General features: G+C 52.7%; 13 protein-coding genes. All 13 read right to left on the bottom strand.

From position 1 onward, the window contains the following. Positions 1-46: 46 nt before the first annotated feature. The 13 genes from EVJ22_RS01765 to EVJ22_RS01825 all read right to left on the bottom strand — a co-directional run bounded on the left by EVJ22_RS01765 (position 47) and on the right by EVJ22_RS01825 (position 12,393). Entirely contained in the window at positions 47-889 is an 843-nt protein-coding gene (locus EVJ22_RS01765; protein ID WP_071397783.1) for a pyruvate, water dikinase regulatory protein, read from the bottom strand. Beyond that, positions 876-1,505, bottom strand: a complete 630-nt coding sequence (gene ccpN, locus EVJ22_RS01770) for a transcriptional regulator CcpN (RefSeq protein WP_070327000.1) — start codon at positions 1,503-1,505, stop codon at positions 876-878. Before ccpN ends, EVJ22_RS01765 begins: the two co-directional genes overlap by 14 nt. Before the next feature lie 21 nt (positions 1,506-1,526). Continuing rightward, on the bottom strand, positions 1,527-3,581 hold the full coding sequence (gene glyS, locus EVJ22_RS01775) for a glycine--tRNA ligase subunit beta (RefSeq protein WP_131442985.1): 2,055 nt from the start codon (positions 3,579-3,581) through the stop codon (positions 1,527-1,529). Further along, positions 3,574-4,476 carry a glycine--tRNA ligase subunit alpha gene (glyQ, locus tag EVJ22_RS01780; protein ID WP_131442987.1) on the bottom strand — a complete coding sequence of 301 codons (903 nt, stop codon included), beginning with the start codon at positions 4,474-4,476 and terminating at the stop codon, positions 3,574-3,576. Before glyQ ends, glyS begins: the two co-directional genes overlap by 8 nt. A 280-nt stretch (positions 4,477-4,756) precedes the next feature. Next, a complete protein-coding gene (gene recO, locus EVJ22_RS01785) occupies positions 4,757-5,506 on the bottom strand; it encodes a DNA repair protein RecO (RefSeq protein WP_131442989.1) in 750 nt (249 codons plus the stop codon). A gap of 3 nt (positions 5,507-5,509) precedes the next feature. Further along, positions 5,510-6,418 carry a GTPase Era gene (era, locus tag EVJ22_RS01790; protein ID WP_070326997.1) on the bottom strand — a complete coding sequence of 303 codons (909 nt, stop codon included), beginning with the start codon at positions 6,416-6,418 and terminating at the stop codon, positions 5,510-5,512. A 34-nt stretch (positions 6,419-6,452) separates the two neighbouring features. Further along, positions 6,453-6,794 carry a diacylglycerol kinase family protein gene (locus tag EVJ22_RS01795; protein ID WP_131442991.1) on the bottom strand — a complete coding sequence of 114 codons (342 nt, stop codon included), beginning with the start codon at positions 6,792-6,794 and terminating at the stop codon, positions 6,453-6,455. Then, positions 6,791-7,267, bottom strand: coding sequence for an rRNA maturation RNase YbeY (gene ybeY, locus EVJ22_RS01800; protein ID WP_131442993.1), 477 nt, complete (start codon positions 7,265-7,267; stop codon positions 6,791-6,793). The genes EVJ22_RS01795 and ybeY overlap by 4 nt, the downstream gene beginning before the upstream one ends. Beyond that, positions 7,245-9,326, bottom strand: coding sequence for an HD family phosphohydrolase (locus EVJ22_RS01805; protein ID WP_233589563.1), 2,082 nt, complete (start codon positions 9,324-9,326; stop codon positions 7,245-7,247). Before EVJ22_RS01805 ends, ybeY begins: the two co-directional genes overlap by 23 nt. Positions 9,327-9,343: 17 nt before the next feature. Beyond that, the gene (locus tag EVJ22_RS01810) at positions 9,344-10,306 is read right to left on the bottom strand and encodes a PhoH family protein (protein ID WP_370246302.1); all 963 of its coding nucleotides are present in this window, start codon (positions 10,304-10,306) and stop codon (positions 9,344-9,346) included. Positions 10,307-10,433: 127 nt separating this feature from the next. After that, positions 10,434-10,898, bottom strand: coding sequence for a hypothetical protein (locus tag EVJ22_RS01815; RefSeq protein WP_071397775.1), 465 nt, complete (start codon positions 10,896-10,898; stop codon positions 10,434-10,436). 5 nt (positions 10,899-10,903) lie between these two features. Beyond that, positions 10,904-11,884 (bottom strand): flotillin-like protein FloA, encoded by a 981-nt coding sequence (gene floA, locus EVJ22_RS01820; RefSeq protein WP_016508066.1) that lies wholly within the window; start codon positions 11,882-11,884, stop codon positions 10,904-10,906. Then, positions 11,881-12,393, bottom strand: coding sequence for an NfeD family protein (locus EVJ22_RS01825; protein WP_070326992.1), 513 nt, complete (start codon positions 12,391-12,393; stop codon positions 11,881-11,883). Before EVJ22_RS01825 ends, floA begins: the two co-directional genes overlap by 4 nt. Positions 12,394-12,463 lie beyond the last annotated feature (70 nt).

A 12,463-nucleotide genomic window follows, 5' to 3' on the forward strand; every position in this document is an offset into this window, starting at 1 on the left:
ATACTCTATTATACCGTTAACACGCGTCGATTACTAATGCGAGCGCTCAGTCATCTTTTGACAGTTCAAGCTGACGTAAGATGATTCCTGCCGTCTCTTCGACCGCCTTATTCGTCACATCGATGACCTCGCAACCGATTCGTTCGTATATCCCTCGCGCGTACTCGAGTTCCCGATTGATTCGCTCGAGTTGAGCGTAATCCGCTTCCGGTTTTAGACCGAGCGATTTCAAACGCTCCATTCGAATCGAGATCAACTTATCCGGCGAAATGATCAAGCCGACACACTTATCCGGTGACAGCTCAAACAGTTCTTCCGGCGGACGCGACTCCGGCACGAGCGGGACGTTGGCGACTTTATAACGTTTTAGCGCCAAATATTGTGACAGCGGCGTCTTCGACGTGCGAGACACACCGACGAGGACGATATCGGCCTTTTTCAAGCCACGCGGATCGCGTCCGTCGTCATACTTGACGGCAAACTCCATCGCCTCGATTTTACGGAAGTAATCCTCATCCAGACGATAAATCAGACCCGGTTTCTCACGCGGGCTCTCCCCGAGTTTTCCCGAGAGCACGTCTAGGAGGTCGCCGAGCAGGTCAATCGTTTTGACGTCATACGTTTTACCGAGCGACACGAGCAGTGAGCGATGTTCTTCATTAACGAGCGTGAAGGCGATCACCGCTCCTTGGACTCTAGCTTGCGTGACGACATCATGAATCGTCTGTTCGTCTTCGACGAAAGGAATCCGGAGTGTCTCGATCGCATTCTCATGGAACTGGATGCTTGCCGCCCGGACGACGAGCTCACACGTTTCTCCGACAGAGTCACTCACGACAAATACAAGTTGTTTGTTTGTCAAACCAATTTCCTCCTCAGAACGATTCATCGTTGGCAAGTGCAATCAACACCTTGGTCATGTTCGTCTTTGTCATTCGACCGAGCACGATGAGCGAACCATCCTTCTCTTCGACGACAGGCATGGCGTCAATCTGTTTCTCAATCAACTTCATCCCGGCCCGAATAAGCGTCTCACCTTTTTCACAAACGGTAATATTCGGCATCCGCGTCATTATGACGTTGACTGGCAATTGGTCGAGGTCCTGATTGCCGATGGCCGCCCGCAGTAAATCTTTGCGAGACAACACCCCGACAAGCTCATTGTCTTTTCCGACGACGAACAACGACCCAACATCTTCTAAGAACAACGTGACGACCGCATCATACACGGTCATTTCATTGCTGACGACTTTCGCGGACGACATGAAATCACCAACGGTCAGCGAATCGAGTTTTTCGCGGAGCAGTGATGAATTTCGTTTGCCGACGAACGTGTAGCCGACGCGTGGTCTTGCTTCTAATATTCCAGTCATCGTCAAAATAGCAAGATCAGGGCGGAGCGTGGCACGGGTGAGCGATAACTCTTGAGCAATCTGCTCTCCCGTGATCGGTCCGTTCACTCTCACAATCTCAACAATCTTCTGTTGGCGTTCATTCAGCTGCATAGCCAACCCCCTCTAGTTTGATCAGAGTACGAGCGCGCTGAAGTCAGCAACACGCTCGATCGTCGTAGCAAGTCGCTTCATCTCACTGAGACGATTATGGCGAATCGTTTCTACGTCGCTCATGACCATCGTATTTTCAAAATAAGCACTTATCGGTTGTTCAAGCGCTCGAAGTGATGTGATGGCACGCGTGTAGTCGCCCACTTCGACCGCTTCATGTGTCTCAGGCAATGTTGATTCGACCGCGGCGTGAAGGGCTTTCTCTTCAGCGTTCTCAAACAAGGCCGGATCCACTAGTCCTGGTTCGCCTTTTTTAGCGATATTGACGACGCGCGTCAACTGCTCGATCAACTGTTTCGCCTCGTCTGACAGCATATTTTGAACCGCCTCCGCGCGAGCGTCGAGCTGTTCGACAGGCAGACCAGTCGTGAGAACGGCATCAATCACATCGTATCGTACTTGTCTCTCTTGCAGACGATACTTCAAGCGGAGCATAAAGAAGTCGTTAAGTTGCGCCTTGACTTGTTCTTTATCGGCATCGTAAAGTCCTGCTTCCACCTGAGATTCGACAACTTGTGAAAGTAATTTGTCGACTGGTAGATCGACGTGCCAATCTCCAAGAATTTGAACGACTCCTTGCGCTTGGCGGCGAAGAGCGAACGGATCTTGTGAACCGCTTGGAATCATGCCGACCCCGAAGAACGCAGCAATCGAATCGAGTTTATCCGCGAGTGCGAGCGCGGCCCCCGTCGGTGTGGCCGGTGATGCGTCTCCGGCGAAGCGTGGCATATAGTGCTCACGGATCGCGGCCGCAACTTCTTTGTCCTCACCTTGTTGGAGTGCATACTTTTCTCCCATCACGCCTTGAAGCTCGGTAAATTCGTAAACCATCTGGCTAACGAGGTCGAATTTATGAATCTTTCCAGCGCGTTCGACTTTTTGAGCATCGGCACTGAACAGTGGAGCGAGCGTGAGCGCGAGTTGTTGGACGCGACGAACTTTCGCGCCTGTCGTTCCAAGCTTCTCATGGAAGACGATGCGGTCGAGACGGTCGAGCTGGTCGTCAATCTTCGTCTTTTTATCTTCCTCATAGAAGAAGACGGCATCGGCGAGTCGTGCCCGGATGACTTTCTCGTTCCCTTTGGCAACGTTTTGCAGATGGTCTGCGTTACCATTACGAACCGTCACAAAATAGTGTTGGAGCGTGTCACCGACATAGACCGGGAAATAGCGCTGATGCTCTTTCATCGTCGTGATCAACACTTCTTCTGGAAGGTCGAGGTAGCTCGCATCAAACTCACCGAACAGGGCTGTCGGCCACTCGACGAGGTTCGTCACTTCTTCAAGCAGCGATGCGTCAAGTGGCACCGTCCATCCTTGCTCGTTCGCCAATTGTTCGATTTGACGCTCGATGCGTTCGCGACGGTCGTCGTACGATGCGACGACAAACTCTTGTTCGAGCGTGGCCGCATAGCGGTCAGGTGATGAGATCGTCACGTCGCCTTTACTTAAGAAGCGATGTCCGCGTGTCACATTACCTGTTTTGACGCCCTCGATCTCGAAATCGATCTGTTCTGTCCCAAACATGGCGACTAACCAGCGGATCGGACGCATGTAACGGAGGCTGCTCGTACCCCATTTCATATTTTTCGGGAACGTCATGCCGCGGACGACGTCTTCAAGGCCGCCAAGTAATGAAGCCGTCGGCTGACCTGACTCGTGACGATCTGCGAAGACGTATTCGACCCCTTTTTCTTCCGCGAAGTAAAGGTCGTCGACTGACAGTCCGCGTCCACGCGCAAATCCTGCTGCCGCTTTCGACCAGTTTCCGTCTGCATCTTGCGCAATCTTTTTAGCCGGTCCCCGGAGCGTCTCCGTCAAATCTTGTTGACTCTCCTCGACGTCACGGACGAGTACAGCGAGACGACGTGGTGTCGAATAGACCGTGACAGCTCCGAAGTTGACGCGAGCGTCCGACAAGAACGCCGCCACGCGCTCTCCTAACTGTTTCTCCGAGCGGAGCACGTATTGGGCTGGTAGTTCTTCAAGTCCGATTTCTAGTAAAAGGTCACGCATCCAAGGCACCTGCTTTCTTTTGATTAAGGAGTGGGAAGCCGAGGCGTTCCCGTTCTTCGATAAATTTGGCCGCACATGCCCGCGACATGTTGCGGACACGTTGGATGAAACCGGTCCGTTCCGTCACCGAGATTGCGCCTTTCGCATCGAGAAGGTTGAACGTGTGCGAGCATTTTAAGATGTAATCGTACGCCGGGAAGACGAGGTTTTCCTCGAGCGCCCGCTTCGCTTCTTTCTCATACGTGTCGAACAACGTGAACAACATATCGACGTCCGACAGCTCGAACGTGTACTTCGAGTGTTCAAACTCTGGCTGATAGAAAATATCGCCATACTTGAAACCGTCTGTCCAGACAAGGTCGAACACGCTCTCGACTTCTTGAATATATGACGCGAGACGTTCGAGGCCGTACGTGATCTCGACGGCGATCGGGTCGCACTCGATCCCGCCGACTTGCTGGAAGTATGTGAACTGGGTGATTTCCATCCCGTTCAACCATACTTCCCAACCGAGTCCGGCCGCACCGAACGTCGGGTTTTCCCAGTTGTCCTCGACGAAACGAATATCGTGTTCGAGCGGGTTGATACCGATCAGTTCCAAACTCTCCAAATAGAGTTCTTGAATGTTGTTTGGGGACGGCTTCATGATGACTTGGAATTGGTGATGTTGATACAGACGGTTCGGGTTTTCCCCGTATCGACCGTCAGCCGGACGGCGTGACGGCTCCGTATAACAAACGTTCCACGGCTCTGGTCCGAGACTCCGTAAAAACGTCATCGGGTTCATCGTTCCGGCCCCTTTTTCTACGTCATACGCTTGCATCGTCAGGCAGTTTTTCGACGCCCAAAAATTTTGCAACGTGAGAATAATTTCTTGCACCGTTTTGTGCTTCATATGTGACACCTCCAAAAGTATTGAAACGACAAAAAACGCCCCTATGTGCCATGCACATAGGGACGGGATTACCCGCGGTTCCACCCTACTTGCCTCGGTATCGAGGCCACTCTTTGGATTGGGGCGCTCCGGAATCGCCATTCGCTCTCTTCATGGCGTTCGGCTCTCACCTTCCCGAACTCGCTTTACCCATGATTTAAGAACTACTCATTTTCCTTCACAGCGCACGCTATTTCATTTGTCTAATCGTAGATTATGGTATCGAACCTTGCATGAATTGTCAATCATCGTTCAAGTAAAGTCGCTGCATCTGATCGAGGACTCGTTTCGTCTTGAGGTTCAATCCGCTGTAAGAGTCCATGTAGGCGTCAAACAGTTGCCGTAACAGAAGACGTGTCTCCTTCGTCAACGGGACGTTACTAAACTCTGACAGCTCATGTCGGCTCAACAAGTAAAGTAACTTCGCCAGCCGCTCGCTCATCTGAATCGACCCCGGCTCTTGATGGCGCGAACAGAGAAACCCGCCCGACGTCACGGAAAAGAACATCGGGTCGGTCACATCGTTGCACCGGACACAACCGGTCAAGACCGGGGCGACACCGAGCAGATACATAATTCTGAGCTCGAAATGATGGGTGATGATCTCTGGGTCCATTCCGGCGTTCAGCGCTTGGAGCGCGTCATTCAAAATTCGGTATAACGGCCGGTTCGGGACTCGATCTTCGACGGTCTTATCGACGAGTTCGAGCAAGTACACGGCATACGCCATCCGCTCGACATCTTTTCGCACTTCCGGGTATGACGTGATCACGTCAGACGACTTGAGCTGACCGAGACCGCGGCTCGACGGGAAGATATAGACGGCTTCGACGAACGGTTGGCTCGACGCATGCAACCGACTCCCTGGCTTTTTCGCACCGCGGGCCATGACGGCGACTTTCCCGAGCTCTTCTGTGAAGATTGTCACGACTTTGTTGGATTCACCGTAATTGACGGTCCGAATGACGATTCCCGTGACTTTTTGTAACATGGCTCAATACTCGTCGTCGCGGAAACCGAGGTCACGGAGTTGGCCCATCTTATTGCGCCAATCTTTTTGGACTTTCACCCAAAGGTTCAAATACACTTTCGTACCGAGCAAGAGCTCGATGTCATGACGCGCTTCCGTCCCGACCTGACGGAGCATCGCACCTTTCTTGCCGATGACGATTCCTTTTTGAGAGTCACGCTCGACCATGATGACGGCTTCGACGTCGACCATGTCCGAGTTGTCTCGTTTCTTGATCGATTCGATGTTGACCGCGATCGAATGCGGGATCTCATCGCGCGTGTTATGGAGCACTTTCTCGCGAATCAGTTCTGAGATGATGAAGCGCTCCGGGTGATCCGTCACTTGATCGGCCGGATAGTACATCGGTCCTTCAGGCAGCAGCTTCTTGATCTCACCGATGAGCGGTTCGACGTTATTGCCTTGCAAGGCTGAAATCGGGACGTACGCCGCGAAATCAAGTTGATTCGTATACTGTTCGATGACAGCGGGAATCTCGTCCGGGTGAATCAAGTCGATTTTGTTCATCACAAGGATGATTGGGGTGTCGAGTCCTTTCAACTTCTCGATGATGAACTCGTCACCGGCACCGCGCGGCTCTGTGACGTTGACCATGAACAAAATCGCGTCGACTTCGCGCAACGCGTTCGTCGCCACTTTCATCATGAAGTCGCCGAGACGGTGCTTCGGTTTATGGATCCCTGGCGTGTCGATGAAGATGATTTGCGTGTCGTCTGTCGTATAGACACCTTGGACCTTGTTACGTGTCGTCTGAGGCTTGTCTGACATGATGGCGATCTTTTGACCGATGACCCGGTTCAAGAACGTCGATTTCCCGACGTTCGGACGTCCGATAATTGAAACAAAACCTGATTTAAAACCTTCTTGATACATAGTGCACCTGCTTTCTAAATTTCCAATACATTGATTATAAAGCGAATAAATACGGCCCGAAAATGATGAGCGCTGTTACGGCTGCTCCGCCCGAAGCGACGAGGACCGATCCCGCCGCGACGTCTTTCGCTTGTTTGGCGAGCGGCTCGATGTCTTTCGTCACGAGATCGACCGTCCGTTCGACGGCCGTGTTCATCAATTCGAGAGCGATGACAAGCACGACCCACCCGAACAAGATGAGGTTTTCAAGCGTTGTCGTCGGGAGCCACCAACAGAACAATCCGACGAGCAGGCTTGCAATGAGGTGAATCAGCATGTTCCGTTCGGTTCGCACTGCGTGCACGATTCCGTGCACCGCAAACCAGAACGGATTCACACCTCGCCTCGCTTCAACTCAAAATGAGCGAGCACTTGCTCCTGACGCGCCGTCATTTCGGCTTCTTCTTCTGGCGTCATATGGTCGTATCCGAGCAAATGGAGAAAGCCATGGATCGCCAAGAAACCGAGTTCGCGTTCGAACGAATGACCGTAGTCCGCCGCTTGCTCGCGGCATCGCTCCACCGAGATGACGATGTCGCCCAATAGACGGGGTTCACCCTCATCGAGCATGAAGTCCATCTCTTCTTCTCCCATCTCGTCAAAAGCAAAGCTGATGACGTCCGTCGGCGCGTCTTTACCGCGCCATTCCTGGTTGATCACTTGAATCTCATCATTCGTTAAAAATGTGACTGACAGTTCACTCGGTTCTTCGACTTGTTCAGCCAAGGCCGCGTGAACTAAAATCGATTCGACTAACTCGAGCTGAGACTCGGTCAACAACCCTTGTTCATCGTTCGAGATGATTTGCATGTAATTCGCCTTCTTTCTTTAGTTCTGGGTATTCGATCCGTTCATGGAACAAGCCGGTCAACGTCTCGCATGCACTCTCGCCGACACGCCACACTTCCTTCGTCGTCAAGTCACACTCTTCGAACTGGCCGTCTTGAAGCTTGTCGCGAATGATCGAGCTGACGAGCTGGCGTATCCGTTCTGGTGTCGGCTGTTTTTGTGACCGGACCGCTGCTTCGATCGAATCGACGATCATGACGACCGCCGCCTCACGCGACTGCGGTTTCGGTCCCGGGTAACGGAAACGTGACTCCGACACGTCTCGTGACTCTTTCGCTTTCACATAAAAGAACTTGAGCAGCGACGTCCCGTGATGTTGCTCGGCGATGTCGATAATCTCTTTCGGCAGTTTATAGCGCCGCAACAAATCAGAGCCGTCGTAAGGATGCGCCATAATGATGTCGGCCGACTCTTCCGGTGTGAGCCGGTCGTGCGGGTTCACGCCGCTTTGTTGGTTCTCGATAAAGTGGAGCGGTCGTTCCGTCTTGCCGAGGTCGTGATAATAACTCGCGACCCGGGCGAGCAGACCATCGGCCCCGATCGCCTCACACGCCGACTCGGCGAGATTGGCGACCATCATGCTATGGTGATACGTTCCCGGTGCCTCCATCAACAGTTTTCGCAGCAGCGGATGCGTTGGGCTCATCAATTCGACTAGGCGTCCGGACGACAATACGCCGAACCAAGGCTCTAGAAACGGCAAGAAGCCGAATGTGAGAACGATCGACAGCAAGGCGCTCGTGATCGCGAAACCGGATAAATAGGCGACCATTTCCCACGTCACTTGCGTGTTCCGCAAGAACAGGAGCGCGAGCACCATAATGATGTTGATGATTCCGAGCAAGACGCCTGAAAGGAACAAGCGTTTCCGTTGAATCTTCGGTTCGACCAAAAAGACAGCCAAGAAACTCCCGGTCGCAAAGTAAACGACCGTCATAAAGCTCGTATTTTGGCCAAAGCTCGCAACAATTGAACCAGCGATCATCGTGATGAGCGCCGAAGCCAACGCGACCCGTTCATCGACTAAGATACGGAGCAATAAGACGACGAACGCCGTCGGGGCGATGACGTACGCATACGTCGTGAACTCGATCCCGATATAACCGACGCCGAAGAAAATACCTAGTTGCAGCAATAGTAGGCCATAGACAGTAATCAAAATTTTAGGTCGGAGCAATAGTTCTTGAATTTTTGAACGAATCAGCATGAATAAAAATCCGACCGTCAAGAGTCCGCTGAGCAAATAGGCACCGAACAAAGGCGCGAACGAACGGTTCGGGTCAATCGCACCGGTCAATTCGAGCTTCCGATAGATTTCACGGGTCACGACTTCCCCTTGGTTGACGAGGAGCTGCCCTTCTTGAATGATGACCGGTTCAACGGCGTCGATCGCCTCTTGTTCTTTCTGACGAGTCGCTTCCGAATCGAAAACATAGTTCGGGACGATCAGTTGGTCACTTAAACTCGTCGCGACCGCTCGGAATTCTAACGACAACGGTGATTGGTCGATGACCGTCGACGCCCGGTCTCTCGCCTCGGCAATCGACTCGGAACTCGTTTCGATCCGATTGGCCATGACTTCTTGAAGCGCCGTCACGGCGACGTCTTCAACGGTACGACGCGTGTTCACGGTCGCCTCTAGGAGTGAGTTCAACTCATCGTCTTCGAGGAGGCCGTTCACTTCTGTAGAGTTCAATCGATTTTTGATGTCAGACAGTTCAGTGTCCTCATCCGTGTCTTCGAACGCCGCAAACAATTGCTCGATTTTGGCAATCTGTTGATCGGCGAATTCACGGCGTAATGAGAACTGACTCCCGACTGCGTTCGTCGCGTCTTGTCTGAGACGGTCCGACGCGACCCTGTCCTCGACCGTGATCGGGGAGCGGATATCCTGTGCGGCGATGCCAAGCGGCTCTACGCTGATGATTGATGGGCGCACCGTAAAGTAAAGGATCGCGCCAAGGATGAGAAAAAAGAGGACGGAGATTGTGGCGACCGTCCAATGACGTGCTTGCTGCATCAGTGCCCCCCCTTTCGTCATGTAATATCTGTACTGTAGGCGTTGATGATTTTTTTGACGAGTGGATGCCGCACGACGTCTGAGGCGCTAAAGTGCTCGAAGTGAATCCCGTCGACCCCTTCGAGGAGATGGAGCGCTTCTTGAAGCCCCGACGCTTTCCCTCTCGGTAAATCGACTTGCGTCAAATCACCGGTGATGACCATCTTCGACCCGAATCCGAGCCGTGTCAAAAACATTTTCATCTGTTCTTTCGTCGTATTCTGCGCCTCATCCAAAATGACGAACGCATCTTCAAGCGTCCGTCCGCGCATGTAAGCGAGCGGGGCGACTTCGATCGTACCTCGCTCGAGCAGACGGTTCGTGTGTTCGACACCATAGACGTCAAACAAGGCGTCATAGAGCGGTCGTAAGTAAGGGTCGACTTTTTCTTTTAAGTCACCAGGCAAGAAACCGAGGTTCTCACCCGCCTCGACGGCAGGACGCGTCAAAATGATCCGTTTCACTTGGCCTTCTTTCAGCGCCAGCGCAGCCAGGACGACCGCCAAATACGTCTTCCCGGTCCCGGCCGGCCCGATCCCGAATACGAGGTCGCGTTTCTCGATGGCCCGGACGTAACGGCTCTGTCCGACCGTCTTCGCCCGGATCGGTTTCCCCTTGTTCGTCGTGAAAACGACGCGGCCATAATGTTCGAGCAGTTCTTCCCCTTTGCCGATCTTAATATGTTGGATGACACTGATCGCATCGCCCTCGTTCAACCGTGCACCTTGTTTAACGAGTTGTTGCAACGTTCTGATCACACTTTTCGTCAATTCGAGCGTCTCCACGCTATCGGCTTGGATGATCAGCTCTTCGCCACGAGGCGTAAGCGCGACGGCAAGCTCGGCCTCGATCGCATGGAACACCTCGTCTTTCGGTCCGAGGAGTGCCTGCGCTTCGCTCGCATGTTCCATGACGAACGGTATCTTATCTGTCGTAATCAATGGACGTTTCTCCCCCTCATCTATAGATTGTTCCTTCTTTACTTTAGCACTATCATGCCGTTCGTGAAAGAAAGACCGTTATCTCAAGCCACAAAAAAAGCAGTGACATCGAGTCACTGCTAAAAAATTACCGACGGCGGCGTTTCGAGACCGGCGGCTGAAGAATCTCACTCCAGACGATGGCTTGACGCGCTTCCTTCATCGAAATGCGCGTTTGCGCTTTCTGTCGTGAATCGGTCGCTTCCGATATCGGAGGGATTTTGACTGCCTGTTCGAACGCAGCGCTCACTTTCGGGAGCGGCTCACGTGACTTTGGTGCGTGTCGATTTGGGTCAAACTCGTGCCGGTCTGAATTTTCGACCGGAATCGCGACACGACGACGAACTTTTTGCGGTACTTTGCTCTGCCGCTCATCTCGCGGATCGTTCAGTTGCCCATCGACTTCTTTCATCATGTCACCGACCGTATCAAGATACCGCTTCAAATCCGTGCTCGGCGGCTTTTCTCCGGTAGATGACGATTTCTCGAGTCGCTTCATGACCGCAGAAGCGATCCCGAAGGCGGCTAATAGTAAGATCCATAATCCATCCATATCGATTACTCTCTATCAGATTCGACTGGATGACCGATCGCATTACGCATTTGCGTATCCGCTTGGACGTTCAAGTAGTTGACGTAATCCATGACCCCAAGCTTGCCGTTACGGAGCGCATCTGCCATCGCGAGCGGTACTTCCGCCTCGGCCGCGACGACTTTGGCGCGCATTTCTTCGACCGACGACTTCATCTCTTGCTCGCGGGCGATCGCCATTGCGCGACGTTCCTCGGCTTTCGCCTGCGCAATTTTCTTATCTGCCTCGGCTTGGTCGGTTTGGAGCACCGCGCCGATGTTTTTACCGATATCAATGTCGGCGATGTCGATCGACAAGATTTCAAACGCCGTCCCTGAATCGAGACCTTTCGTCAATACGGTACGTGAAATCATATCCGGGTTCTCAAGCACGTGCTTATGATTATGTTGCGAACCGATCGTCGAAACGACCCCTTCACCGACACGGGCGATGATCGTTTCTTCACCGGCACCCCCGACGAGGCGGTCGATGTTGGCACGAACCGTGATCCGGGCTTTCGCTTTCACTTCAATCCCATCCATCGCCACACCCGCGATGAACGGTGTCTCGATGACTTTCGGGTTAACCGACATCTGAACGGCTTCTAACACGTTCCGGCCGGCAAGGTCGATAGCAGCGGCACGTTCGAACGATAACTCAATATCGGCACGGTGCGCCGCGATCAAAGCGTTGACGACACGATCGACGTTACCACCGGCTAAAAAGTGACTCTCGAGCTGGTTCGTGTTCAAACCGATACCCGCTTTGACGGCTTTGATGAGTGGGTTGATAATTTTAGACGGGACGACACGACGAAGTCGCATCCCGATCAATGTGAAGATGGAGACGTGGACGCCTGAAGCAAACGAGCTAATCCACAGGCCGACCGGTACAAACGTGAAGAACACGGCGAGCGCGATCAATCCCCCACCTGTGATGAGTAACGTGCTTAATAGTTCTGGTGTCATTCTGTTACATCCTCCTTCGGTTCTACAAAGCGTCGGACGACAACGCGTCCTGAGTCGACTTTATACACCTCAATTTTTGTTTGTTCATCGAGATAGCTACCTTCTGCCACGACGTCGATTCGTTCGCCTTCAATCTCAGCAGTACCTGCTGGACGAAGCGGCGTCAATGTGACACCGACTTTCCCAAGCAACCGTTTCCGGTCGTCATGAGACAAATACCCCTTATCAGTCGACGTCGAATCAGTCAAAATCAAGCCTTTATACATGAGTGAGCGATTCGACTGCAGTCGACGGTACGCCCAAAACCCGAGTCCCGCAACAAGCGCCGTCGCTAAACCAAGTGACAGCCAAAGCTGCCCGATCGTGGCACCTGCCATAATCAAACTCGCCACGACGGCGCCTATCCCGAGGACCCCGAACAATCCAAAACCGGCAACGAACACTTCAATTCCAAGAAGGACAATCCCGACGAAAAACACCGTCAGAATCACTCCGAGACCAAATGTCATCGTATTGCTACCCCCTTCCAAATCCAAAGCTACCTCTTATCTCTAGTGTATACGAAACAAGATTGAATGT

Origin of the sequence: Exiguobacterium sp. SH0S7, assembly GCF_004337195.1 — a bacterium.
Classification (GTDB): domain Bacteria; phylum Bacillota; class Bacilli; order Exiguobacteriales; family Exiguobacteriaceae; genus Exiguobacterium; species Exiguobacterium aurantiacum_A.

Coding starts and splice junctions, on each gene's coding strand:
- ybeY (WP_131442993.1), bottom strand. CDS start 7,267: ATGCAAATCATCTCGAACGATGAACAAGGGTTGTTGACCGAGTCTCAG.
- EVJ22_RS01765 (WP_071397783.1), bottom strand. CDS start 889: ATGAATCGTTCTGAGGAGGAAATTGGTTTGACAAACAAACAACTTGTA.
- era (WP_070326997.1), bottom strand. CDS start 6,418: ATGTATCAAGAAGGTTTTAAATCAGGTTTTGTTTCAATTATCGGACGT.
- recO (WP_131442989.1), bottom strand. CDS start 5,506: ATGTTACAAAAAGTCACGGGAATCGTCATTCGGACCGTCAATTACGGT.
- EVJ22_RS01825 (WP_070326992.1), bottom strand. CDS start 12,393: ATGACATTTGGTCTCGGAGTGATTCTGACGGTGTTTTTCGTCGGGATT.
- ccpN (WP_070327000.1), bottom strand. CDS start 1,505: ATGCAGCTGAATGAACGCCAACAGAAGATTGTTGAGATTGTGAGAGTG.
- floA (WP_016508066.1), bottom strand. CDS start 11,884: ATGACACCAGAACTATTAAGCACGTTACTCATCACAGGTGGGGGATTG.
- glyQ (WP_131442987.1), bottom strand. CDS start 4,476: ATGAAGCACAAAACGGTGCAAGAAATTATTCTCACGTTGCAAAATTTT.
- EVJ22_RS01805 (WP_233589563.1), bottom strand. CDS start 9,326: ATGCAGCAAGCACGTCATTGGACGGTCGCCACAATCTCCGTCCTCTTT.
- glyS (WP_131442985.1), bottom strand. CDS start 3,581: ATGCGTGACCTTTTACTAGAAATCGGACTTGAAGAACTACCAGCCCAA.
- EVJ22_RS01815 (WP_071397775.1), bottom strand. CDS start 10,898: ATGGATGGATTATGGATCTTACTATTAGCCGCCTTCGGGATCGCTTCT.